The sequence below is a fragment of the Sphingobium chungbukense genome, from assembly GCF_001005725.1.
GTDB lineage: Bacteria > Pseudomonadota > Alphaproteobacteria > Sphingomonadales > Sphingomonadaceae > Sphingobium > Sphingobium chungbukense.
The window spans coordinates 66,574-91,522 of sequence record NZ_LBIC01000005.1 but is presented as its reverse complement, the minus strand read 5'-3'; the positions used below and the strand labels follow the sequence as shown (position 1 = coordinate 91,522).

The 24,949-nt window shown below is 64.0% G+C and carries 21 protein-coding genes; 8 read left to right on the top strand and 13 right to left on the bottom strand.

The genetic code is table 11. From position 1 onward, the window contains the following. The first annotated feature begins 9 nt into the window (after positions 1–9). The 3 genes from YP76_RS11555 to YP76_RS11545 all read left to right on the top strand — a co-directional run bounded on the left by YP76_RS11555 (position 10) and on the right by YP76_RS11545 (position 2,117). Complete coding sequence (locus YP76_RS11555) at positions 10–921, top strand: NAD(P)/FAD-dependent oxidoreductase (RefSeq protein WP_046764079.1); 912 nt, start codon at positions 10–12, stop codon at positions 919–921. 162 nt (positions 922–1,083) lie between these two features. After that, positions 1,084–1,278, top strand: coding sequence for a hypothetical protein (locus tag YP76_RS11550; RefSeq protein ID WP_046763764.1), 195 nt, complete (start codon positions 1,084–1,086; stop codon positions 1,276–1,278). Between the two features lie 176 nt (positions 1,279–1,454). Then, positions 1,455–2,117: a sigma-70 family RNA polymerase sigma factor gene (locus YP76_RS11545; protein WP_046763763.1), complete on the top strand. Its 663-nt coding sequence runs from the start codon at positions 1,455–1,457 to the stop codon at positions 2,115–2,117. Positions 2,118–2,273: 156 nt separating this feature from the next. Here the strand turns inward: YP76_RS11545 and YP76_RS11540 are convergent, their stop codons facing one another. The 4 genes from YP76_RS11540 to YP76_RS11520 form a co-directional block, all read right to left on the bottom strand. Continuing rightward, on the bottom strand, positions 2,274–2,576 hold the full coding sequence (locus tag YP76_RS11540) for a hypothetical protein (protein ID WP_157035760.1): 303 nt from the start codon (positions 2,574–2,576) through the stop codon (positions 2,274–2,276). Positions 2,577–2,899: 323 nt separating this feature from the next. Beyond that, positions 2,900–4,294: an NAD(P)(+) transhydrogenase (Re/Si-specific) subunit beta gene (locus tag YP76_RS11530; protein ID WP_046763760.1), complete on the bottom strand. Its 1,395-nt coding sequence runs from the start codon at positions 4,292–4,294 to the stop codon at positions 2,900–2,902. Between the two features lie 3 nt (positions 4,295–4,297). Further along, on the bottom strand, positions 4,298–4,588 hold the full coding sequence (locus YP76_RS11525) for an NAD(P) transhydrogenase subunit alpha (RefSeq protein WP_046763759.1): 291 nt from the start codon (positions 4,586–4,588) through the stop codon (positions 4,298–4,300). Then, positions 4,585–5,721 carry an NAD(P) transhydrogenase subunit alpha gene (locus YP76_RS11520; protein ID WP_046763758.1) on the bottom strand — a complete coding sequence of 379 codons (1,137 nt, stop codon included), beginning with the start codon at positions 5,719–5,721 and terminating at the stop codon, positions 4,585–4,587. Before YP76_RS11520 ends, YP76_RS11525 begins: the two co-directional genes overlap by 4 nt. Positions 5,722–5,943: 222 nt before the next feature. Between YP76_RS11520 and YP76_RS11515 the strand changes: the two genes are divergently transcribed. Then, complete coding sequence (locus tag YP76_RS11515; RefSeq protein ID WP_046763757.1) at positions 5,944–6,639, top strand: FadR/GntR family transcriptional regulator; 696 nt, start codon at positions 5,944–5,946, stop codon at positions 6,637–6,639. 169 nt (positions 6,640–6,808) lie between these two features. Here the strand turns inward: YP76_RS11515 and YP76_RS11510 are convergent, their stop codons facing one another. Beyond that, the gene (locus YP76_RS11510) at positions 6,809–8,017 is read right to left on the bottom strand and encodes an acetyl-CoA C-acetyltransferase (protein ID WP_046763756.1); all 1,209 of its coding nucleotides are present in this window, start codon (positions 8,015–8,017) and stop codon (positions 6,809–6,811) included. A gap of 39 nt (positions 8,018–8,056) precedes the next feature. Continuing rightward, positions 8,057–8,833: an IclR family transcriptional regulator domain-containing protein gene (locus YP76_RS11505; protein ID WP_052757387.1), complete on the bottom strand. Its 777-nt coding sequence runs from the start codon at positions 8,831–8,833 to the stop codon at positions 8,057–8,059. 70 nt (positions 8,834–8,903) lie between these two features. Between YP76_RS11505 and YP76_RS11500 the strand changes: the two genes are divergently transcribed. Continuing rightward, a complete protein-coding gene (locus tag YP76_RS11500; RefSeq protein ID WP_198147470.1) occupies positions 8,904–9,623 on the top strand; it encodes a CoA transferase subunit A in 720 nt (239 codons plus the stop codon). Further along, entirely contained in the window at positions 9,623–10,261 is a 639-nt protein-coding gene (locus YP76_RS11495) for a 3-oxoacid CoA-transferase subunit B (protein WP_046763754.1), read from the top strand. The genes YP76_RS11500 and YP76_RS11495 overlap by 1 nt, the downstream gene beginning before the upstream one ends. 204 nt (positions 10,262–10,465) lie before the next feature. Here YP76_RS11495 and YP76_RS11490 read toward each other — a convergent pair whose 3' ends face one another. Then, positions 10,466–12,034 (bottom strand): DUF4139 domain-containing protein, encoded by a 1,569-nt coding sequence (locus tag YP76_RS11490; RefSeq protein WP_052757386.1) that lies wholly within the window; start codon positions 12,032–12,034, stop codon positions 10,466–10,468. A 7-nt stretch (positions 12,035–12,041) separates the two neighbouring features. Further along, positions 12,042–13,541 (bottom strand): DUF4139 domain-containing protein, encoded by a 1,500-nt coding sequence (locus YP76_RS11485; protein WP_046763753.1) that lies wholly within the window; start codon positions 13,539–13,541, stop codon positions 12,042–12,044. A gap of 425 nt (positions 13,542–13,966) precedes the next feature. On the opposite strand from YP76_RS11485, the gene YP76_RS11480 reads away from it, so the two are divergent. Continuing rightward, positions 13,967–16,366 carry a TonB-dependent receptor gene (locus YP76_RS11480; protein ID WP_232307519.1) on the top strand — a complete coding sequence of 800 codons (2,400 nt, stop codon included), beginning with the start codon at positions 13,967–13,969 and terminating at the stop codon, positions 16,364–16,366. A 167-nt stretch (positions 16,367–16,533) separates the two neighbouring features. Here the strand turns inward: YP76_RS11480 and YP76_RS11475 are convergent, their stop codons facing one another. The 5 genes from YP76_RS11475 to YP76_RS11455 are packed head-to-tail and all read right to left on the bottom strand — an operon-like array spanning position 16,534 to position 22,230. After that, positions 16,534–17,523: a zinc-dependent alcohol dehydrogenase family protein gene (locus tag YP76_RS11475; RefSeq protein WP_046763752.1), complete on the bottom strand. Its 990-nt coding sequence runs from the start codon at positions 17,521–17,523 to the stop codon at positions 16,534–16,536. Positions 17,524–17,544: 21 nt separating this feature from the next. After that, positions 17,545–18,429: a ribose-phosphate diphosphokinase gene (locus YP76_RS11470; protein ID WP_052757384.1), complete on the bottom strand. Its 885-nt coding sequence runs from the start codon at positions 18,427–18,429 to the stop codon at positions 17,545–17,547. Then, the gene (locus YP76_RS11465; protein WP_046763751.1) at positions 18,426–19,913 is read right to left on the bottom strand and encodes a thymidine phosphorylase family protein; all 1,488 of its coding nucleotides are present in this window, start codon (positions 19,911–19,913) and stop codon (positions 18,426–18,428) included. Before YP76_RS11465 ends, YP76_RS11470 begins: the two co-directional genes overlap by 4 nt. Before the next feature lie 32 nt (positions 19,914–19,945). After that, the gene (locus YP76_RS11460; protein ID WP_046764074.1) at positions 19,946–20,617 is read right to left on the bottom strand and encodes an NAD(P)H-dependent oxidoreductase; all 672 of its coding nucleotides are present in this window, start codon (positions 20,615–20,617) and stop codon (positions 19,946–19,948) included. Between the two features lie 11 nt (positions 20,618–20,628). After that, entirely contained in the window at positions 20,629–22,230 is a 1,602-nt protein-coding gene (locus YP76_RS11455; RefSeq protein ID WP_046763750.1) for an MBL fold metallo-hydrolase, read from the bottom strand. Between the two features lie 172 nt (positions 22,231–22,402). Between YP76_RS11455 and YP76_RS11450 the strand changes: the two genes are divergently transcribed. Beyond that, positions 22,403–24,940 carry a cation-translocating P-type ATPase gene (locus YP76_RS11450; protein ID WP_046763749.1) on the top strand — a complete coding sequence of 846 codons (2,538 nt, stop codon included), beginning with the start codon at positions 22,403–22,405 and terminating at the stop codon, positions 24,938–24,940. The last annotated feature ends 9 nt before the right edge of the window (positions 24,941–24,949 follow it).

Below are 24,949 nucleotides of genomic sequence, written 5' to 3'. Positions count from 1 at the left end.
TTGGGCGGGATGGAGCCATTGGATTGCCTGATCATCGGTGCAGGACCTGCCGGATTGACGGCCGCAATTTATCTGGCTCGTTTTCACCTCACCGTGGGGGTGATCGACGGCGGCGAGAGCCGAGCCGCCCTCATTCCCATGACACGGAACCACGCCGGCTTTCCCGACGGCATCACCGGCGTCGAACTTCTGTCACGGATGCGTCGGCAGGCTGTCCAGTTTGGCGCTGAAATCCATCAGGATATTGTGGAGAATGTTCGACGCGACAACGGGATTTTCGCGGCCGATGGGAAAGCGCATTCTTTTGAAGCCAGATCGGTTCTGCTCGCCACCGGCGTCATCAATAATCGACCGCCGATCAAAGACGAACTCCATCAGGAGGCACTGCGACAAGGTCTTTTGCGCTATTGTCCGATTTGCGATGGCTTTGAGGTCACCGACCGCCGGATTGGCGTGATCGGGGCGGGAAGTCATGGCTATAACGAGGCGATATTTCTGAGAATCTACTCGGCGGACGTCACATTGATCGCGCCTGAGGGAAATCTAGCGCTTTCTCCTGAAGAACGAGGGCATCTTGAGCAGCTTGGTATCCGGATGGAGGTTGGCCCGTGCGGTCAACTTCGGATCGGGGGTAACCGGATCATAGTTCCCCTCCCCGATGCGGAGTTGGCCTTCGACAGCGTTTATCCCGCCTTGGGATCGAGAATCCGATCCGATCTGGCGGACCAGCTCTCCGCAAATCTTTCCCAGGACGGGTGCATAATAGTAGACGCGCATCAACGAACCAGCGTCCCGGGCCTCTATGCGGCGGGCGACGTCGTGCGAGGACTCGATCAGATCAGCCACGCAATGGGCGAGGCGGGAGTCGCAGCGACAACCATCCGAAATGACCTCGCGCAGATGGGCCGGTTCGCAAGATAGCGCCATCCGCCATCGCGGATCGATGCCGCACGAAAAAACATGGCGCGGCGCCAACGGTGGAGAGCGGACGGCCGATCCGCATCCATTCGGGACAACATGCGTTGTTTGCTGGTTCGGTGCGGGCTTTCCGCCCTATCCCTTCTTTGCAAGGAGCGCATTATCATGAAGCATATCATCGGCCCCATCATTGGCACAGCGATCGACCGAAAGGATGGCGACAGCGGCGTCAAGGGCGCAATAATGGGCTATGTCGCATCCGGCGCCATCAAGACAGTCGCCAAGCTCGGCCTGCTCGCCGCGATCGCTGGCGGCGCCGTGGCATTGGCGAAGCGCGTCGGGTCGGAACCGCTCGCTTGATCGGGCGTTAACCATTTTATCGGGTCGCACTCCTCCCCCGCAGGGCGATTCGAGAAAAAAGGACCCCGTCAGCGCCTTGCTGTCGGGGTCTTCTCCTTATTGCGCCTCGCGCATGGGAACCGATACCAAGCCGAAATGTTCTTTCCATCAACGATCGATAAGACGGAGAGAAAAGCGTGACAGATCGCAACAGCGTTGTAGCACAGGCGGCCATTCTCCCGGACGCGGAATTCAAGGACAAGCTGGGCAAGACCATCCCGCATTTACGAGCCTTCGCGCGGGGGCTTTGCGGCAATCCCGATACCGCCGACGATCTCGTGCAGGAAACGATGCTCAAGGCCTGGGCGGCGCGCAACCGTTTTGCCGCCGGCACCAGCTTCCGCGCCTGGACCTTCACGATCCTGCGCAATCATCATTTCAGCCAGATGCGGCGCAAGCGATTTGTGGGCGAGTGGGACGATCTGGTGGCAGAACGCAAGCTCGCAGCGCCCGCAGGCCAGGATATGAGCGTGGAACTGCGCGACATGATGCGCGCCCTGACGCAGCTTCCCGACCCGCAGCGCGAGGCGCTGATCCTCGTCGGGGCGGGCGGCCTTTCCTATGAGGAGGCGGCCGACATCATGGGCACGGCCATCGGTACCGTCAAAAGCCGGGTGGCTCGCGGCCGGGCCGCGCTGGAAGCGCTGATGGAGGGCGGTGTGCTCGACACCAAACGGCAGGATTTCGCCGATGGCGATCAAGCCGTGGTCAGCATCTTTGCCTATCTGGACAAGATACAGGCACGCAGCGGCCATGTCCCCCAGTTGAGCGCCATGCTACCGCTCCCGGCAGCGGCCTGACGGCCGTTTGTGTCGAAGGTAAAAGGACCCCCGCCGGAGCTATGCTCCACGGCGGGGCCAGTTCAGGGAGGTGCCGCTCGAAGGGGAAGAGAGCGGTAACAGCAAGCTAGGCCTTTTGCGTAGCAATTCAAGATGGATTCGTCACCATTTTGGACTTTAAGGCTGGTCGATACGACAATCTTGCCAATCCCAGTCGCCACGCTGGACAAAGGCGACGAAAGCATCGTCAATGATCAGCGTCGCTTCCGCGCTGCGAAAATGCTGGCCCAGCGAGGAAGGCTTGCGGGCAAGCAGCAATTCCCTGTCGGCCAGTTGCACGCGTGCTTGCCGCCCTTCGATCCTCAGGCCGAAACTACGTCCCTGCGCGCACGCGACATGGAACGCTTCATGATGCTCGACGCTTTGGGCCGTTGATGATGCCGCCAGCATCAGGGCGAAAGCGAGAGGAAGCGCAGGCACGGCAATCTCCATGGCTTGCATCCTCTCCGGCAATGCATGTTTGCTCTCAATTCTTCTCCGCCGCACCGGTTCCAGTATATCGGATATTATTCGGTATGCGCGATTTCGACCTGGCCCGCGGCGTCGCCCGATACCGGCTGCGCAGCGTTATCGGTCCCTTCTCGCAGGGGCAGGGTTGGCACATTGCAATGGTTCTGGAGACGCACGCCATGCCTGGCCGGCACCTCCTTCATCAAGGCGCGGACTGGAGTATGGCAGCGAAAGGGGGCGGCGCCAACCTGGACGCCGCCCAAATGAGGAATGTAACCGTCCCGCCGGCAGGATCAATGCAGACCTGACCCGCCCCCTGCCAATTCCTTGGCGATGGTGCCGACCATGTCCTTGGCGTCGCCGAACAGCATCTGGGTGTTGCTGTTATAATAGATCGGATTGTCGATCCCGGCGAAGCCCGCGTTCATGCTGCGCTTGATCACGAACACCGACTTGGCCCGATCCGCCTCGATGATCGGCATGCCCGCGATCGCGCTCTGCGGATCGTCGCGCGCCGACGGGTTGATCGTATCGTTCGCACCGATGATCAGCGCCACGTCGGCCTGCGGCAGTTCGGGGTTGATGTCATCCAGCTCGACCAGTTGCTCATAGGGCACATTGGCTTCGGCCAGCAGCACGTTCATATGGCCGGGCATGCGGCCCGCCACCGGATGGATCGCGAACTTGACGTCGACGCCCTTCTTGGTGAGCGCCTGATACAGTTCGCTGACCTTGTGCTGCGCCTGCGCCACGGCCATGCCATAGCCCGGGATGATGACGACGCTGCTGGCATTTTCGAGCTGCATCGCCGCTTCCTCCGCCGAAGCCGAACGCACCACCCGGTCGTCCTTGCCGCCCGCCGCGCCCGCCACGACGGCGCCGAAGCCGCCGAACATGACGTTGGCGAAGCTGCGGTTCATCGCCTTGCACATGATGACCGCCAGGATGAAGCCCGACGCGCCGTCCAATGCGCCAGCCACGATCAACAGCTTGTTGCCCAGCGCGAAGCCCATGGCGCTCGCCGCCAGACCCGCATAGCTGTTGAGCAGCGCGATGACGGTCGGCATGTCGGCGCCGCCGATCGGGATCACCAGCAGGATACCGAAGAGCAGGGCCAGCCCGACGAAGACCGGAAACAGGTAGGTCTGCGTCGGATCGATCGCCAGCATCGCGCCGATCACCACCGTCGCCAGCGCCACGCCGCCATTCACCACCCGCTGCCCGGCGAAGGACACCGGACGGCTGCCCATCAGTTCCTGCAACTTGGCAAAGGCGATGACCGAAGCGGTGCAGGTCAGGAAGCCCAGCAGCATCTCGAACATCAGCGCCCACAGGACGAAGCTGCCCGCATATTCGGCATGGGCATGCTTGTAATATTCCGCCGCGCCGATCAGGCCCACGGCGAGCGCGCCGAAGGCGTGCGAAATCGCCGTCCGCTGCGGTATGGCGGTCATCGGCATCAGCAGCGCCATCGGAATACCGACAGCCGCGCCGGCGATCATGGCAATGAGGATGAGGTTGTAATCGACAACCTCATGCTGGACCAGCGCGCCGATGATGGCGATCAGCATGCCGATCTCGCCCGCACGCACGCCCCGGCGCGCGGTCGAAGGGTGGCTCATCCACATGAGCGCAAGGATGAACAGCGACGAGGAGATGATCGCCGCGAAAGGTACGAAAGCGTGCATCTCTTACTTCCCCCGCGGCTTGAACATCTTGAGCATGCGGTCGGTGATCATGAAGCCCGAAACCAGGTTCACCGTCGCGCAGAACACGGCGATGAAGCCCAGCGTCTTGGCGAGCGGCGTCGCGCCCTCCTCCCCCGTGATCGTGATCGCGCCCACGATCACCACCGCCGCGATCGCATTGGTCAGCGACATCAGCGGCGAATGCAGCAGCGGCGATACCTTCTTGATCAACTGGAAACCCACAAAGGCCGCCAGGATGAAGACGAACAGATAATCAGGATTAAGTGCACTCATTGCATTGCCCCCGTCGATTGCAACCGGTCGTTCACGACCCTGCCGCCCTGCGTCACGCGGATGGCGTTGCCGATTTCCTCGTCCAGCACCGGCGCATTCTGGTCCTTGTTCCAGAAGGCCGAGAGGAAATTATAGAGGTTGCGCGCAAACAGCGCCGACGCATCCGCCGCCAGACGCGACGGCACATTCCTGTGCCCGACGATCCTGACGCCGTGCCGCTCGACCACTTCGCCCGGCACCGCGCCCTCGACATTGCCGCCTTGTTCGACGGCCAGGTCGACGATCACGCTGCCCGGCTTCATCGACGCGATCTGCGCGTCCGAAATCAGGCGCGGCGCGGGCCTGCCGGGGATCAGCGCGGTGGTGATGACGATGTCCTGCTTGGCGATATGGCCGGACACCAGTTCGGCCTGCGCCCTTTGATAATCCTCGGACATTTCGGTGGCATAGCCGCCCTTGCCCTCACCCTCGATCCCCGCGACGCTTTCCACGAAGATCGCCTTGGCTCCCAGGCTCTCGATCTGCTCCTTGGTGGCGGAACGCACGTCGGTCGCGGACACCTGCGCACCCAGCCGCCGGGCGGTGGCGATCGCCTGCAAGCCGGCAACGCCGACGCCCATGATGAAGACCTTGGACGGCGAAACCGTGCCTGCCGCCGTCATCATCATCGGGAAGGACCGGCCATATTCCGACGCGGCGTCCAACACCGCCTTGTAACCGGACAGATTCGACTGGGACGAAAGGATATCCATCGACTGCGCCCGCGTGATGCGGGGCATGAATTCCATCGCCAGCGCCTCATAGCCCGCCGCCGCATAGGCGTCGATCCGCGCCCTCTCGACAAAGGGATTGAGGCCCGCGACGATCCATGCGCCGGGCTTGGCGCCCGAAATGCTGGTCACATCCGGCCCCTGCACGCCCAGGATGATGTCGGCGCCCGCCACGGTTGAGGCACGATCACCCACGACGGCGCCCATGGCGGCATAATCGGCATCCGCTATCGCAGCGGCCAGGCCCGCGCCCGCCTCTACCGCGACCTGCGCCCCCAGGCCCAAGAATTTCTTGACCGTTTCAGGCGTACCCGAAACGCGCCGCTCACCGGGCGCCAATTCTCTCAATATGCCGATCTTCACTCCATCCACCCTCGTCATGCGCGGGCAAGGTGCCGGTTCGGCCCAAACAGCCTGCTGCCCAACCCTTGCCTAAATGTGCCTATTATCGACTATGATTCGTTCGAATAATGGCAAATTCGAAAGAATCAAACCATTAATATGCACATTATATGAAAATTCCAGCGGGAGTGCCTTTGGCGCTCAAATTCGCTATGGCCACCGGACGCCCGGACGAGGAGTAAGATGAGCACCCGCAAGCAAAATTCGCGTGAAGGACTGGTGACGGCCGCAGTGGCGAAGCTGCGCGATATGATCATCGCGCAACCGCCCGAAACACAAATCGGCTCGTTGCCCGACCTGGCAAAGGCGCTGGGCGTGGGCATCGTCACCGTGCAACAGGCTGCGCGCGTGCTGGAGCATGAAGGTTTTCTGAAGGTTCGGCGTGGGCCGGGCGGCGGCTATTATGGAACGCGACCCGACGCCGACGGGCTGAGCCAGGCCATTTCCGGTTTCCTCGCGCTGCATCATTCGGCGCATCCAGAGGCAATCGACATTATCACCTTGCTCGATTGCGAACTCATGGCGGCGGCAGCGCTGTCGACCAACGCAACCTTCCGATCCGAATTGGCGGCGCTCGTCGGTTCGATCGATAATCGGAATACCGCGCAGCAACGCAGTGAATTCGATCAAAGCATGCTGGACATATTATATCAGATGGTCGATCGGCCGCTCATGGAGCTGCTATCTCGAGTGGCGGTCCATCACTATGCCGAATATCCACACGGCCCTGTCTATGGCGGAAGTAAAGGTAAACTACGCTGGAAACGCGATAAGCGAGCGATCATTTCGGCTATTCTTGACGGCGATCCGGAGCGAGCGCGATTCGAGGCCCAACGGCGACGCCGGGAAATCATGCGTCAGCTCAACGCGATAATCTGAAGCGGGGTCGCCCGCATCGGTCGCATGTCTCACGCGGCGGAATGCGGCGGCACGGTCCTGAAAGCTGATGACCGGCGCCGCGTATCGAGAGAAGGGTCGCCACGGGCCATCCCGGGACGACCGCTCCGGCGGTCGCGGCGGTGATGGCCGCGTCGCGCGCTCATCGCCGTCAGCGTTCGAAAATGGCGGCGAGCCCCTGACCGCCGCCGATGCACATGGTTTCCAGCCCATATCGCGCATCACGACGGCGCATCTCGTTCAGCATCGTCGCTGCGATGCGCGCGCCGGTGACGCCGATCGGATGGCCCAGGGAAATGCCGGAGCCATTGACGTTGAGCTTGTCGAGGCGGCTGTCGTCCTCACTCCAGCCCCATGCCCTCAGAACAGCGAGCACCTGCGCCGCGAACGCCTCGTTAAGCTCTATGAGGTCCATATCGTCCCAACCAAGGCCCGTGCGCGCAAAGAGCCGATCCACCGCGCCAACCGGGCCGATTCCCATACGCGAGGGATCGCAGCCCGCGGCGGCCCAGCCGACGAACCAGCCGCTCGGTTCCAGGCCCAGCTTGGCGAGTTGGTCTTCTGCGACGACCAGGCAGGCGGCGGCCGCGTCATTCTGCTGGCTCGCATTGCCGGCGGTCACCACCCCGCCCTCGATGGGCTTCAACGCCGAAAGCGTCTCGAGCGAGGCATCTTCACGGAAACCTTCGTCCCGGTCGAAGATCAATGGCTCACCGCGCTTTTGCGGCACGGCGACCGGGACGATCTCGTCGGCGAATTTGCCCTCCCGCCAGGCCGCCGCGGCGCGTTGGTGGGAACGGACGGCATAGGCATCCGACTGCTCCCGCGTGATCGCATAATCGCGGGCAAGGTTTTCCGCGGTCTCGATCATGCCCGTGATCACGCCGTACCGCTCGATAGGCTGCGACATCAGGCGCGCCCGGGTGAGGCGATCGTGCAGTTCGACGCTGCCCATCTTCGTGCCCTTGCGCAGCGCGGTTGAATAATGTTCGACGTTCGACATGCTTTCCGCGCCTCCCGCGACCACCACGTCGGCAGCGCCGGTCTGGACCATCATGGCCGCCTCGATGATCGCCTGAAGACCCGAGCCACAGCGGCGATCGAGTTGGAAGCCGGGCACATTCTGCGGCAGGCCCGCCGCCAGCCACGACCAGCGGCCGATGCTGGGGGCCTCGCCGCTGGGATAACCATGTCCGAAGACGACGTCGTCCACCCGTGCGGGATCGATTCCGCTCCGTTCGACGAGCGCCTTGATGATGGTGGCGCCAAGCTGGCCTGCCGAGAAGGAAGACAGCCCTCCCCCGAACTTCCCGACGGCAGTCCGAAGTGGGGAAACGATCGCGGCGCGGCGCAGTGTCATGATGTCAGCTCCTAAAGTTCTGTAAATTGGTCGATGGCTTTAGATGGCCCGCTCGAGTTGGCCGGCCGCCGCCCTGAGATCGGGAAGATACCGGTCGATCAGATGTTCGCGGCTGTGCGCGTCGGAAAATGTCGCGACGTTGAGCGCCGCAAGGGTGGTGCCGTCCCGGTCGCGGATCGGGACCGCAAGCGAACGCAGCCCGATCTCCAATTCCTCCTCGACGAGACTCCAGCGCTGTTCTGCGACCGCGCACAACTCTCCGCGCAAGGCGTCGGGGGATGTGATCGTGCGCTCCGTCCGTGATTCGAGGACGGCCCCCGACAACCATTGCTCGCGTGCGCCATTCGTCATCGAAGCCAGGAGGACACGCCCCATCGAGGTGCAATGGCTGGGAAGCGTGCTGCCCACCATGAGCGGCGCGGCGATCACCTGATTGCGCTCGGCGCGGGCGATGTAGATGATCCGGCCGGGGTCGGAGGGATCGAGCGCGCCCACGGAAACAGTCTCCTGAAGGCGATCGCGCAAGCCGTTGGCGACCGCCTGGCTGACGCTGGCCAGAGGCGTGGAGGTCAGGAACCCCGCCGCCAGCGGAAGCAGCTTGGGCGTCAGCGAATAGCGTCCGCCATGTTCCCGGACATAGCCGAGACGCATGAGCGTGTGCAGGCAACGGCTCGCACTCGGCCGGTTCAGTCCGCTGAAGCGGGCCGCCTCCGCTATGCTGAGTGAGGACCGCCCCTCGAATACGCGCAGCACACCCAGCCCTCGCGCAAGCGAAAGCATGAAATTCGGATCGGCAGCTTCGCTCGCGGCGGGCATTGGCATTGACCTTTCGCAACTAAACGATTATTGATTCTTTTGTCCGATAATCGGACGGATAGAGGTTTTTATGGCAAAGCGCAAGATATTTCCCGACGCAGACGCAGCGCTGGAGGGAATCCTCTTTGACGGCATGACGATTATGTCGGGCGGATTCGGGCTTTCAGGCAATCCGGAACACCTCATCGCCGGGCTGCTCCGCAACGGCGTCAAAGATCTGACCGTCATTTCGAACAATTGCGGCGCGGACGGCTTCGGCCTGTGGACTCTGCTCAACAATGGCCAGATCCGGAAGATGGTCTCCTCTTATATCGGGGAGAATAAATTGTTCGCCGAGCTTTACCTGTCTGGAAAACTGGAACTGGAGCTCAATCCGCAGGGTACGCTGGCGGAACGCATCCGTGCGGGCGGCGCCGGCATTCCGGCTTTCTATACGAGAACCGGCGTCGGAACGGTCGTGGCCCAGGGCAAGCCGGTCGAGGAATTCGAGGGCGCACTTTATGTGCGCGAGACATGGCTGCGGGCCGACGTCGCCATCGTCAAGGCCTGGAAGGCCGATCCGGAAGGCAATCTCGTCTATCGGAAGACGGCCCGGAATTTCAATCCGAACATGGCGACCGCGGGCAAGATCACGATCGCCGAAGTCGAGGAGATCGTCCCTGCGGGCATGCTCGATCCCGATCAGGTCCACACCCCCGGCATCTATGTCGACCGCGTGATCCAGGGGCCGTCTTATGAAAAGCGGATCGAGTTTCGAACCACGCGGCCGCGCAAAGAGGAGAACGCCTGATGCCCTGGACACGCGAGGAAATGGCGGCCCGCGCCGCCGGCGAGCTTCAGGACGGCTTTTACGTGAACCTGGGAATCGGCATCCCGACGCTGGTCGCCAATCATGTGCCCGACGATATCGAGGTCGTCCTGCAATCCGAAAACGGGCTGCTGGGCATCGGCCCCTTCCCCTACGACGATGAAGTCGATCCGGACCTCATCAATGCCGGCAAACAGACCGTGACCACCTTGCCGACATCAAGCTTCTTCAGCTCGGCCGATAGCTTCGCCATGATACGCGGCGGCCATATCGACCTGGCCATTCTGGGCGCGATGGAGATTGCCGGCAATGGCGACCTTGCCAACTGGACCGTGCCGGGCAAGATGATCAAGGGCATGGGCGGCGCCATGGACCTTGTCGCGGGCGTGAAGCGCGTCGTCGTGGTCATGAGCCACAGCGACAAGGAAGGCAATCCCAAGATCGTCGAGCGCTGCACCCTGCCCCTTACCGGTACGGGCGTCGTCGACGCGGTCATTTCCGACTATGGCCGGTTCATCCTGGACCGGGATCGTGGCGAATTGATTGTACAGGAACTGGCGTCGGATCTCGATATCGCGTTCGTCCGCGCCCGAACCGGGATTCCCGTTCGAGCGGCCTGATCCTGTTTCAGGGGATGGGATGCAAAAAGTCCCCAGGGCATTCGATCGCTCGCTTCGGGTGCCCTGGGACGGTTTCTTTCCGAAATCCGGATGGGAACAATCCCGCTTTCACAATGCGGCTCAGGCCCGGCAAGACCCGCCAGAGCAACCCGGCAAAGCCGAGCATGAGCGCAAAGTGGTGCCCTGAGCTGCCGTTCGGACAGCCTACTCCTTCCGCTCGTCGGATGCGAAGCGCAGCCGCACTTCCCCATTGCCAGGCACGGTCGTCGCCCAGACCCTTTTGCCAGGCTTGTCCGTCACCCGGCCGGCAAAACCGCTGAAGACCCGGCCGCTCGTCGAAGGAAAATCCAGTTCGAACCGCACCGGAAAGGGATTGGCGTTGCGCACGATCACCGTGTGGCGCAGCGCGCCCTTGTCGTCCTCCGCCTGATCCTGTTCCAGCGTCAGGTTACTCGCCTTGCCGAAGGGCCATTCGACCTCTTCGTCCACCGCCTTGTCGCCCGCCACGCTTTCCCCGACATACATACGGCCCCAGCGGCTCTCCTGATACAGCACCGCCGGCCCCGCCGGCAACGGATCGCCAAGCCCATCCTCCCTGCGATTACGGAAACGGAACAGCATGCGGACCTCGCCCGGCTCATCCCAATCCATCTGCGCGCGGTAGAGGAGACTGCCCTTCACCTTGTCCTTGACCAGGAAAGCCACCTGCTTCTGCGACCGCGCAGCGATCGTGACGGGAACAGGTATGCGATAGAGTTTGAGATCGCCCAGATTTTCCGCCTTCGCCACCACGGAAAGGGCCATGGGCGCCGACTGCACACGCTCTTCCCGCTTCTGGGCCGTTACGACAATATCCTGGCCTCCCATCATCATCGCCATCGGCGCGGGAACCGCAAGCGGCACAAGCGGCCGATAGCCGACATCGCTGGTCGTGCCGGCGGGCCAGCAGTCGCTGACCTTATCGAGGCTGCGCGCCTCCTCCAACGCCTGCGCACCCGTATCGTCGCGGCTGTCGTCCGACCGGTTCACCCGCCCCGCCACGGCAGAGGCCGCCGCGTCCGGAAAGCTCGTATCGTCCGCGCTCGCCATCGTCAGCCAGCCGAGCAGGCCCAGCGACTGCCCGTCCGGCGCCAACGTACCCACATAGGTGGCGTTCCAGTCGAAGCCGGTGGCGATATAGGCCAGCGTGATCGTTGCACGACCGCCCGGCTGGTCCTTGGTCGTCATCGTCAGCACCGGCTTGGCGGAAAGGGTCGGCGGCGCCTCGGGATAAAGCAGCGTCTGGCGCAGGCCGGAGCAATAGAGCGCTTCCACGCCGCGCGGCGTCGTCACCACCAGCCGATCGGCAGCGGAGCGGACGGTCGCACTCTCCTCCACCGTCCTGCCAGTCGCCGGATCGGTGCGGCGCAATATCACCCTTTGGCCGGTGAAGGCATCCACCAGCCCTTTTTGCGACAGCAGGGCGGCATCACGGTTGCGCTCGCGCGGGGGCGCGCCGAACAGGATCGCGGATTGCGGCACGATGCCGCTCGCCACCCCCTCGAACCGGATCACCGCCGGGCCGGGCGGCAATATCACCGTGCGCGTCTCGGCCACCAGCGCGAAGGAGCCGGGGCTCTCGCGATCGATCGCATGCCCGCTCCGTTCGGGATCGCGATAGAGCGTCACCGCCAGCTTGTCCGGCGCGGCAGAGATCACCACCGGCAATTGCGCCCGCGCGCCGCCGCACACCCCCAGCAGGAGGACCGACAGCAATCGCGGAAGGCGGATCACCGCGCGCTTACCAGGGGGTCAGGAAAGTGGCGGTCAGCTCGACCTTGCCATTGGCGGGAACCGGCACGACCCAGCGCCGCATGTCCGCCGTTTCCTGCACGCCCTTGATGCTCTCTTCCGGTATGCGCAGGTCGCGCCACCACCACCAGCGAGCGAGGCCGGACTGGACCACATCGACATTCACGGGCGTCGGCTTTGCATTGGTGACGATGTAGCGCATCTGGGTGCGATAATATTTGACGGGCCGCTCGCTATAGCCTTCCAGCTTGCGACCGTCGGAATAGGTGACACGCCAGCGATCCGTCTTCGTCCATTCATCGGCGGTGATGACGTCACGCTTCTCCACAACCGGCTGCACCTTCACGTCGAACGCGTCGCCGGTGCGCAGTGCCAGCGTCGATCCGCCCGGCGTGTGGGGGATGGCGCTTTCGCCCACGAACTGCGCCTGTCCGCGCGTGTCGCGCATATAGACGCGAACCGTACCCGCGGGCAGCGCCTCGCCGATGCCGGCTGCCTTCGCGTTGGAGAATTTGAGCACGGACGCGGCGCTTTCGGCCTGATTCTTGCTCTCCATCCAATCGTTGCGATATTCATAACCGCGCATGGCCGGAACGCCCGACGCATCAAGGAAGCTCACCTGCTTGGTCTGGGCGTTGGCGATCGTGGTCCGCCCCTCGATCGGATAGGCGTGGAAGTCGCCCAATTGCTCGCCACCGCCGCTTTCCGTCCCCGCGATGTTGCCCAGCGGCTGAGGCCGGCCGCCGTCATAACCGTTATAACGCTGCTGCACCTGCCCCACTTCTCCCGCCACCAGCAAGGCTCGCACATTGGTGAAGGTCGTGCCGGTGCTGTTGTTGAGCGTGATCCATCCCTGCATGTCGAGCTTGCTCGCCTTCTCGTCGAACAGCGCGACATAGTCGGATTTCCATCCCATAGCCGGCGTCAGATAGCTGAGCGTCACCGGCCGGGGCCCCGCCTGCGCCGCGTCCATCGTGACGCTCAACGTCGGCCGCGCGCGCAGATTGGGTGGAATGGAGGAGAAGATGACCCGCACAGGCAGTCCGTCGTCGCGCAGCACCTCGATCCGCTCGCCGATCTTCAGCACGACGCCACCGTTGGCGGCCAGCACCGTCGCCTGCTCCCGCGTCTCCGCGCCCGTGGCGGGATTGGTACGCAGCAGGGTGATGGTCTGACCCACCGCCTTTTCCATCAGCGATGCCGGCGAGAGCAGGTCATAATCGAAATTCTGCTCGACAATGCCGATCCCATCGCCCGACAACGTCACCGTCTCCGGCCGGATTTGTGCCGACACATCGGGGAATTCCTGCCGCGACCGGCCCGAAGGCAAGCTGATCCGGCGGACGTCCTGCACCAACGCCAGATCATTATAGTAGATGGTGACCGAAACATCACCCTGCGCGGTCGGCGTTGATGATGTTTGAGCGAAAAGTGGTTGTTGCGAGATCAGAGCAGCGACTGAGACGAACACAAGATATTTCAGTTGCATGACCCCCTCCATTACTACTGCTGACATGCCTGAAAAGACATAGTGATTCCAGAAATATATTGTTCTGGTTGGCTCTGGTTCTTGCCGCCATATGGGTTGCGACCAATCCCGGCCGGCCAACGCCTGATTTTCTCCCTCTCGCCTGCGGGCCGATGGCTTTCCCGTTCCAGGCAGAACAGCCACCGAAACGCTGCGCTCGAACGCCGCCGCTTTTTTTTGGTTGACGCTATATTCCGCTGTATATAGGTGGCGGCGATCCTGAGGCACTCGTGGGAACGATCTCCCACGAAATGTGCCGCAACGGTCGGCTTCGACGCGGAAGCCTTTGGACACTGGCGAAGAGGTCGGTTGCCCGATCATGGGTTGATGGATGGCACCTGGCCTCACGCAAAGCCGCATTTCAGAAAAATCAGAGGGGGAATCGAATGGGGAAGTCCAATATGGTCCGCGCAACGTCGCTGATCTCGGCATTGGCGGCTGCACTGCCGGCTGCATTGGCGGCCGCATTGCCGGCTTATGCCAATCAGGAGCCGGCCGAAGCTTCGGTTGAATCGCGGGATTCCGGCCCGAACCGCATCGTCGTCACTGCCCGCCGCCGAACCGAGGATGCCCAGTCCGTTCCAGTGTCCCTTACCGTAGTGGGCAAAGATCTTTTGGATCGAACCTATACCGTCAACACCAACCAGTTGAGCCAACTCGTCCCCTCGCTCAACTATTCCTCCGCCAATCCGCGTAACACCGCCTTCACCATTCGTGGCCTGGGGTCGAGTGTCGTCGCGGTCAGCCAGGCCAATGACGGGCTGGAACCGGGCGTCGGCGTCTATGTCGATCAGGTCTATCACGCCCGTCCCGCGACGGCGGCGTTCGACTTTACCGACATCGACCAGGTCGAAGTGCTGCGCGGGCCGCAGGGAACGCTTTTCGGGAAGAACACGACCGCCGGCGCCATCAACATCACGACAAGGCAGCCCAGCTTCGATTTCGGTGCGAATGCCGAGCTTTCCTATGGCAGCCGTGATTTCCTTCAGGCTAAAGCCGCGGTCACGGGGCCGCTGGTGGGCGATGTGCTGGCCTTCCGCCTGTCCGGATCGATCACCCGGCAGGACGGCTATATCGAAAATATACGCCGCAACGAGATGCAGAATGATGTCCACAACGATGCGCTCCGGGGGCAATTGCTGTTCCAGCCCTCGCCCGACTTCTCGCTGAGACTGATCGGGGACTGGGCTCGGTTCAGGAATGATTGCTGCGCGCAGGTCCATGTGCGCGTCGCGCCGACGCTGAAGCCCGCCGCCCAGCAATATGCGGCGCTCGCCACCAACGCACCCGGCGGCGCCTATGCGCCGCCCAGCACCCATCCCTATGACCGCGTGACCGACAATGATGCGCCGCTGGGCGTCGACACCAGCGAGGGCGGCGCGTCGGCCATCGCCGACTGGACGGTGGGCAGCGCGACCATCACCTCGGTCAGCGCCTGGCGCTTCTGGAAATGGGATGCGGCGAACGACCGCGACTATACCGGCCTGCACATCCAGACGACGCAGCATATCCCCTCTCGTCAGGACCAGTATAGCCAGGAATTCCGCATCGCCTCCAACGCGCCGGGGCCGATCGACTATGTGGCCGGGCTTTATTATTTCAACCAGGAGATCGTCGGCCATCCGATCAGCATCTATGGTCCGTTGGCCAGTTATTGGCTGCTCAATTCGACCAATGCCGCGCTGTTGAACGGTTATCAGAGCAATGGCACCACCGATTTCCGCACCGAAAGCTATGGCGTGTTCGGCGAAGTGACCTGGCATCCGCTGCCGCGCCTCGCGATCACCGGCGGCATCCGCTATACCTATGAGGAGAAGGACGGCGCCTATGATCTGCGCACCTTCGGCGGCAGCGCACCGGCCTCTGCCCAAGCGCAGGGTATATTGCGCGCCCAATCCTACAGCGCCCATCTGGGCGACGGCAGCGCGTCGGGCCGGGCCAACATCTCCTATAGCCTGAACGATGATCTGATGGCCTATGCCAGCTTCGCGCGGGGACAGAAATCGGGCGGCATCAATATGTCCGGCCTGCCGGTCTATCCGGCCGGCGTGCCGGGCCACGCCGCCAACGATCCGATCCTGAGCACGGTGACGGTCCGTCCGGAGAAGAACAGCACATGGGAAGCGGGCCTCAAGACCCGCTGGTTCGAGAAGCGCCTGACCTTCACCATCGACGCCTATTACACCCGCGTCACTGATTTCCAGGCCAATGTCGTCGACAATGCGGCGGTGATCGCTCTGCGCAGCTATCTCGCCAATATTCCGAAGGTTACGGTCAAGGGGGTGGAGTTCGATGCGGCCCTCGTCATCGGCAACCATCTGACGCTGCGCGCGGCGGGCGCCTATGCCGATGGCCGATATGCCAGCTATCCCAACGGTCCCTGCCCCATCGAGCTGACCGGCAGCGCCACCACCAGCTGCAACCTGTCGGGCAACGGCCTGCCGGGCCTGCCGAAATGGTCGGGCAGCGCGGGCGGCGAATATGTTCTGCCCATGCCGATCGGGTCGCTGGACGGCAGCCTGTTCCTCCGCGCCGACGCCAATGCCAAGACCAGGATACTCGGCGACGCCACTGGTTCCGCTTATACGATCATTCGGGGCTATACGCTGGTCAATGCCAGCATTGGCTATCGCACGCCGCATTGGGAAGTCGCGGCCTTTGCCCGCAATCTGTTCGACAAGGACTATATGCAGAACCTCACCGTCCAGGCCGGAAATAGCGGCCTGATCGTCGGCACGCCCAGCGATCCCCGGACCATCGGCGTGACGCTGCGACTGCACCGATGACTGATCGGATGCAGTGACGGTTTTCGTCGCATCGTCCGATGCGCTGGGCGGGCGACCGCGATCCCCCTGTCTTGCAAATGCCATTGTCGGCGATAGCTGATCCGTCCCAACCGATGGTCGATCCATTCTCCTACTTCCGGATGGATAGAAGAAAGAGACTCCCGCAATTAGGGCAAGATCACCGCCGCGCCCTTGACCTGGCCGTTTCTCAACCTGGCAAGAGCCTCATTGCAATCCTCCAGGCGAAAGCTTTCCGTGACGGTCCGAACCGGAATCTGATCCAGAAGCTGGAAGAAGGACGTGCCATCCTCCCTGGTCAGGTTGGCGACAGAGAGCAATTCCCTTTCCTCCCACAGATGCGCATAGGGGAAAGAGGGAATATCGCTCATGTAAATGCCCGCGCAGACGACCCGACCTCCCTTTCGCACAGCTTGCAGGGCACGGGGAACGAGGTCTCCCACCGGCGCGAAAATCAGGGCGGCATCGAGCATCGCGGGCGGCGCCTGCGATGAACCGCCCGCCCAGACGCATCCAAGCGAGCGGGCGAACGCCTGACCTTCCTCGTCCCCATCCTTGGTGAAGGCATGGACGCTGCGTCCCTGCGCCGCCGCGATCTGCGTGAGGATATGGGCCGCCGCGCCAAAGCCGTACAGGCCGATCGCCGGTGCCGGGCCTGCCAGCCGCAACGCCCGCCACCCGATCAGCCCGGCGCACAGCAACGGCGCGGCCTCCACATCCGAAAAGCGATCCGGCAGCGCGAAACAATAGCGTGCATCGGCTATCGCGTGGCTGGCATAGCCGCCATCGCGCGTCGCGCCGGTAAACAGCGGCGCGTCGCAGAGATTTTCCCGATCGCTCCGGCAATAGGGGCACTGCCCGCACGTATGCCCCAGCCAGGGCACGCCGACCCTTTGCCCGATGAGGAAGCCCGTCACATCCGGCCCGATGGCGGCGACATGGCCGACGATCTCATGGCCGGGTATGATGGGATAATGGGCCGGAATTTCGCCGTCCAGCACATGAAGGTCCGTGCGGCACACACCGCAGGCGCTGACTTCGACCAGCAATTCGCCCGTTCCCGGCGTCGGGACAGGGCGTTCGATCCTCTCCAGGGGCATGCCCGGAGCCTTGATCTGCATGGCGATCATCTGTTTCATGGGCTTCCTCCCCAGGGTCGGTCAAACCAGGCCCGCTTCCTTGAGGCAGGAGGCGAGCAACGGCGCGGCATAGGCCCGGTTGGTGGGCCCCTCGACGCTGTCGCTGCTGGATATCCGCCCTATCCCTTCCGCCTGCATCAGCGCGAGATCGTCGGGCCGGGCGAGGCAATGGGTCACATGGGCCTCGACCGATGCCGCCCCGGCCGCGCGCAGCAGTCTTGCCGCCTCGATCAATGTCCGGCCGCTGGAAATCATGTCGTCCACCAATATGGCCGGACGCCCGCGCACCCGCTCGACCTCCGGCAGGGTCAGGCGGACATCGCGGTCGCCGCTCCGTTCCTTCGACGCCACCAGCATGTCGAGGCCGAGCGGGGCGGCGATGCTCTGCGTCCATTGCCGGGATTCGCCGTCCGGCCCGATAATGACGGGATGGCCCGCAGGATCGATCAGGCTGGCGAGCAAGGGCGCGGCCGAAAGGCTGATCGCCGGGATGCCGGGCACCGCCTCACCCAGACTGGCGATGCGATGCAGATGCGGATCAATGGTCAGCAAGGCGTCGAAATGATCCGCGATGAGCCGGCCGATCACCCGCTGGCTGACCGCCTCCCCCGGATGGAAGGCCATGTCCTGACGCATATAGGCAAGATAGGGCGCAACCAGCACGACGCGCTCAGCCCCCAGATCCCGCGCGGCGGAAGCCGCCAGCAGCAGTTCGACGATCTTCCCGTCCGGGTCATCGAGGGAGCGATAGAGAATAGCCGTGCGAGCCGGGGCAGGCATCCTGACCAGTGATTCCCGATCGGGAAAGCGGCGGGTCGCGACCTGAAGGACGGGCAGGTCGAGCAGCGCCCCCAGCCTCTTCGCCGCTCCCATGCTTTCGCCGAAGCCGAAGACAACCGCGCTCACCGCGTCACCTCATAGCCTGAATCTTCCGCGGCCAGATCGCGGGCAAAGCCAAGGCCCGTCGCGGACTGGGCATGGATGCGGTAGAGTGACTGGCCCTTGCGCACCTGCGCCCCGACCTTGTGCAGCAGGTCGATACCCGCCCCCTTGTCCATGGGCGCCCCGGCCAGCCGGGCAATGCGCGCGACGCGCTGGCAATTGATGGCGGTCACGCGCCCGTCCTCCCCGGCGCGGACCTCATGCACATGCGCGCCGGGATCATGGCGGATTTCCTGCCGTCCCTGCGCCTCGATCAGCCGCTCCATCGCGGCCAGCGCCTCGCCCGACGCCAGCAGTTCCATGGCCCGTGCATAGCCCCTGCCGCCACGCAGGGCCGGATCGAAGTCGAGCACCCGCCCTGCCAGAAACAGCGCATGGTCGCGCAGATCCTGCGGCGCGTCGGCGTCGTTGCGCAGCACGGCCATGACGTCGCGGGCCTCCAGCACCGGTCCGATGCCGTTGCCGACCGGCTGCGACCCGTCCGTGATCACGATGTCGGTGACGAGGCCCAGCTTGTCGGCGATATGCTCGAACAGCTTGCGCAGCCGCACCGCCTCCTCCTGAGAGCGAACCTTGGCCGTGGGGCCCACCGGAATGTCGAGCACCAGATGGGTGGAGCCCGCCGCCAGCTTCTTGGACAGGATGGAGGCCACCATCTGGTCGAACGTGTCGATGCGCAGCGGCCGCTCGACGGAGATCAGCACATCGTCGGCGGGCGACAGGTTGACCCGGCCGCCCCATGCCAGCACGGCCTTTTCCCGTGCGACGATGGCCCGCATATTGTCCTCGGACAGGTCGACATTGGCCAGCACTTCCATCGTGTCTGCCGTGCCGGAGGGCGAGGTGATGGCCCGCGACGATGTCTTGGGCATGATAAGGCCGTGCGCCGCGACGATGGGCACGACGATCATCGACGTGCGGTTGCCCGGAATGCCGCCGATGCAATGCTTGTCCACGACCAGAGGCGCCTTCCAGTCGAAGCGGTTGCCAAGGCCCGCCATGGCACGGGTCATCGCCAGCGTTTCCTGCGTGGTCATGAAACCCGCGCAGGCGACCAGAAAGGCGCCGATCTCCATGGGCGAATAACGATGCGCGGCGATGTCGCGGATGATGGCGGCGATCTCGTCATCCTCCAGCGTGTCGCCGTCGATCTTGCGGCGGACATATTCCAGGCTGGCGGGCGGCCTTGCCTGCTCGATCGCCACTTGTGCACCCTCGGGCAGTCCCAGCCGCCTGAAAGCCTGCTCGCCCAGACCGATTTCACCGGGCTTGAGCAGCAGAGATTCATCGACCAGCGCCAGAGATGCCAGGATTTCGGCTCCCTCGCCGCTCACCCTGATCTTGCGCAGCGCCTGGAATTGCTCGGCCGAATAGCCGTTGCTGCGGCGCAGGAGGAAAGCCGTGTTTTCCGGGTAGGTGTCGATGGCGAGGCGCTTGATCGTCAGCATGGCTTTCTGCGGGCTTCCTCGAAATGCTTGCATCAACTGTCGTTGCCGGCTGGCGAAGGAGCGGGCGTTCCCTGGATGTCCTGCGCCACCCGCGCGCAGAGGCTTTGCACCCGGCTGCGAACCCGGTCGAGATTGTCCCGGATGAACGCGGCGTCCACGCCTTCGACGACATCGCCGATGTGCAGGGCCGCGTTCGAGCGCATGGCAAAACCGCGGAACAGATAGGTGCCGGTCAGTTCCCGCAATGCCTGGCTCTGCCCCTGCGCGTCGAGCCAGTCCTCCGAAGCGCCGGAGGTGGTGATGGTACAGAGATGGCCGTCACCTAGGAGGTTTCCGCTCGACCTCTGCTGAATCTCCCGGGACGTGACGCCGGCCCCCAGGACGCGATCGACATAGCCCGTCATCATGGCCGGCGGCATGCCGAACCAGATCGGGAAGATGAAGGTGAAGACCCGTGCGCCCGCCAGCAGCTCCCATTCCTCGCTCACATCGGGCGCCATGCGGTATCCCTTCCTGTCAGGCCGCTCCTCATTCCTGAGGACAGGATCGAATTGCATGCGATAGAGGTCGCGCAGCACGGCTTTCTGACCGGCCTCGCGAACGGCCTCGCAATAGGTCGCGGCGATCGCGGCATTGAAACTGCTGGCATCCGGATGAGCAAGCACCACGATATGACGGATGGCTGAAGGCGAGGGGTTGTTCATGGGAACCTCCATCATTTTGCGGTTGAGCGGCGTTGCCGTGCTTCCTCATAGGCGTCGAGCACCCGGCGCATCTGGGCGAGCGCCTCGCGGCGGGCGCGCTCGCTCCTGATCCGGCCCAGATGCTGTTTCAGATGGGTGACGAAATCGGCATAGTCATTCTGCCAGTCCGGCCCGGCCAGCAGGTCCATGTCGACGCGGCCCGTCTGGATTCGGCGCGCGGGCACGCCCGGTTCCAACGCGTAGCTTTCGCCGATCTGCGGCGCGATGATGCTGGCGGCCGGATCGTCGGCCTGGACGAGCGCGCGCAGCGCCGCGACCGCTTCGACCTCCCCATGGTCGAGGAAAAGGCTGCCCGCTATGGGGCGGCGGGCGGCGATCCAGCGATGCAGTTCGTCACGGTCGGCATGGGCGGAATAGCTGTCGATGCGCCGGATGCGCGCGCGGACGTTCACATCCTCTCCCGAAATGCGCACGCGCTGCGCCCCGTCCAGCAACACCCGGCCCAGCGTGCCCCTGGCCTGGAAGCCCACGAACAGCACGGTGGAGTCCCGCCGGAAGAGATTATGCTTCAGATGATGCCGGATGCGTCCCGCTTCGCACATGCCCGAAGCGGCCATGATGATCGCACCCGACATGGTGTTGAGCCGGATCGATTCCGCGACATCCTCGACATAATGGATGGACGGATGGCGGAAGATGTCCTGCCCGTCCATATCCTCCATCTCCGCGGCATGGGCGGCAAAAACCTTGGTCGCGCGGCTGGCGAGCGGGGAGTCGACGAAGATCGGGACATTGGGGATGCGGTTGGCGTCCGCGAGCCGCGCCAGGTCGAGCAGCAGTTCCTGCGTCCTTTCCAGCGCGAAACTGGGGATGATGAGGTTGCCGCCGCGCACCAGCGCGTCCTTGATCTCATGCTCCAGTTGGCTGCGGCGCTGCTCGATCGTGAACTTCTCTCGCGCGCGGTCGCCATAGGTCGATTCGCAGACGACATGGTCGATGCCCGACGGCGCCTGCGGATCGGGATGGAACGCCTTGTTGTCGGGACCAAGATCGCCGGAGAAGAGCAGCCGCGTGCCTGCCGCCTCGATCTCCACCGACGCCGCGCCCAATATGTGACCGGCATTCCAGAAACGGGCCCGGAAGCCGGGAGCGGGATCGAACCAGTCCGACAGCGGCACGGGGCGGCTCAGCCGCCATGCGCGCAGGGCATCCTCCTCGGTATAGAGGGGCACGAATTGGCTCTCGCCCGCACGGTCGCGCCGCCGGTTGCGGCGGTCCGCCTCGCTTTCCTGGATGCGCCCGGCGTCCGCCAGCATATATTCCAGCAGGTCCGATGTTGCGGGCGTGCACCAGATCGGCCGGTCGAACCCTTCCGCCGACAGTTTCGGCAGCAGGCCGCAATGGTCGATATGCGCATGGGTCAGCACGACCGCGTCGATCTTTCCCGGCTCGAAGCCGAAACCGCCATGGTTCAGCGTTTCCAGGCTGCGCGATCCCTGGAACAGGCCGCAATCCACCAACAGGCTGCGATCATTCAGCCGCAATTCCATGCAGGATCCCGTGACCGTGCCTGCCGCACCATGGAATGTCAGTGTGAGCGATGACCTGTCCATCGGAACTCCTCCCCTCTTGCAGCCTCTCCAAGCTCATTAGATGATAACACGGCAGGAACAGTCCGTAGATATCCTGATGGACGACAATGGGGGTCTCATCGATTTTCCGGCGCCCGTGTCGTTGACGGGCCATATTTGCGGGGGGAGACAATTTGCGGGGGGAAGACAAGGCGTGGCGACAATAGGGAAACAGGCTGATCATCTCGGCCTTTCCGCTTCGCAGGCGCGGGACCGGCTGGCCGAACAGGGGCCCAACGAACTGCCCCGCCCGACCCGGCGGACACCGCTGCGGATCGCGGCGGAAGTGCTGAAAGAACCCATGTTCGCCATGCTGCTGGCGGCGGGCCTCATCTATCTGCTGCTCGGCGACGGGACGGAGGCGCTGGTCCTGCTGGGCTTTGCCGGCCTCTCCATCCTCATCACGATCGTGCAGGAGGCGCGCACGGAACGGACGCTGGAGGCGCTGCGCGACCTGTCGGCGCCCCGCGCGCTGGTCATCCGCGACGGCGAGACCGTACGCATCCCCGGTCGGGAGGTCGTGCATGGCGACATGCTGGTGCTGGAGGCGGGCGACCGCGTCGCGGCCGATGCGCTGCTGATCGAGGCGCGGGAACTGGAAGCGGACGAATCCCTGCTGACCGGGGAAGCGGTTCCGGTCCGCAAGCGCGCCGCGCAGGCCGGCGACCCGGATCGGGCGGAACCGGGCGGCGACGACACGCCCTATCTCTTTTCAGGCGCCGTCATCACCCATGGGGGCGGCATTGCGCGGGTCAGCGCCACCGGCCTGCGCAGCCGCATCGGGCAGATCGGCCGTTTTCTGGAGACGTTGGAAACGGAAGTCCCCCATCTCCAGAAGGAAACCGCCCGCATGGTCAGCCTGTGCGCCGTCGGCGGGGTGACGATCGCGCTGCTGGTGGTCCTTCTCGATGGCTGGCTGCGCGGCGACTGGATGGCAGCCTTCCTCGCGGGCATCGCGACAGCCATGTCCCTGCTGCCCGAGGAGTTTCCGGTGGTCCTCACCATCTTCCTCGCCATGGGCGCATGGCGCATCGCGCAGGTCGGGGTGCTGACCCGGCGTGCCTCCGCCATAGAGGCGCTGGGCGCCGCGACGGTGCTGTGCACGGACAAGACCGGGACGCTGACCCAGAACCGCATGACGGTGACGGAGTTGTGGCTTCCGACAGGCGACATGGCGGTGCCGGGTGACGGATCGCCCGGACCTGAATTTCATGCGCTGATCGAAACCGCTGCGCTGGCGAGCGCCCCGGTGCCGGTCGATCCGATGGAGGTCGCCTTTCACAATATAGTGAAGGATGTACGGCTTCCTGCGCGGAAGGGCTGGCAACTGACCCACACTAACGGCCTTCGCCCCGATCTGCTGGCGATGTCCAATGTGTGGCAGACAGAGCTGATGGGGGAAGGGCTGACCGTGGCCGCCAAGGGCGCGCCGGAAGCGATAGCGCGGCTTTGCCGGCTGGATGGGGAAGCCCATCGGGCGCTCGATCGGGCCGTCCGTGCCATGGCGGCGCGGGGCATTCGCGTGCTGGGAGTGGCCACTGCGACCATCGCGCCGGACGATCGGGACAAGGGGCACGAGGCGCACGACTTCTCGCTGCTCGGGCTGATTGGCCTGTCCGATCCGCTGCGTGCGGGGGTTCCCGAAGCGATCGCCCAATGCGGCTCGGCCGGAATCCGGGTGGTGATGATCACCGGAGACTATCCGGCCACGGCCCAGGCGATCGCGGCGCAGGCAGGGATCGCTTCGGGCGAGGTCATGACCGGCGATCAGGTCGGCGCGCTTTCGGACGCTGACCTCGCCGCGCGAGTGAAGGATGTGACCGTCTTCGCCCGCACCATGCCCGAACAGAAGCTGCGCATCGTCTCCGCGCTCAAGGCCGCGGGAGAGGTCGTCGCGATGACCGGCGACGGGGTGAACGACGCGCCCGCGCTCAAGGCGGCGCATATCGGCATCGCCATGGGCAAGCGGGGCACCGATGTGGCGCGCGAGGCGTCGGCCATCGTGCTGGTGGAGGATGATTTCGGCGCCATCGTCGTCGCCATTCGCCTCGGCCGCCGCATCTACGACAATATCCGCAAGGCCATCGGCTTCATCTTCGCCGTGCACGTCCCGATCGCGGGCCTTGCCCTATCGCCCCTGCTGCTGGGCCTGCCGCTGGTGTTGGGGCCGATCCAGATCGCATTGCTGGAAATGATCATCGATCCCGTCTGCGCGCTCGTCTTCGAAGCCGAACGGGAGGAAAGCCGCATCATGCACAGACCGCCCCGCAGCCCTGCCGAACGCCTGTTTTCCGCGGCGCTGGTGGTCCCCAGCATCCTGTACGGCGGCATCGCCCTGGCGCTGCTCATCGGCCTTCATATCGCGACGACATATTGGGGCCTCGCGCCCGATCGCGTGAGGGCGGTCCTGTTCTTCGCACTGGTCGCTTCCATCATGGCGCTGGCGCTGGTGAACCGATCCTTCAGCACATCGCTGACGCGGGCGCTCTGGCGCAACAACGCGTCGCTGCGCTATGTGGCGGCCGCCGTGCTGACAGCATGTGGATTGATCCTCACCGTGGAGCCGCTGCGCCGCATACTCCACTTCGCTCAGCCAGAACCGGCAGATTTTCCGTTCCTGATCTTGCTGCCTGTCCTGCTGCTTCTGCTGTGTGAAGGCGTGAAAGGCTTGCAGAAAAATATCAGGTCCTGATCCCGCAAC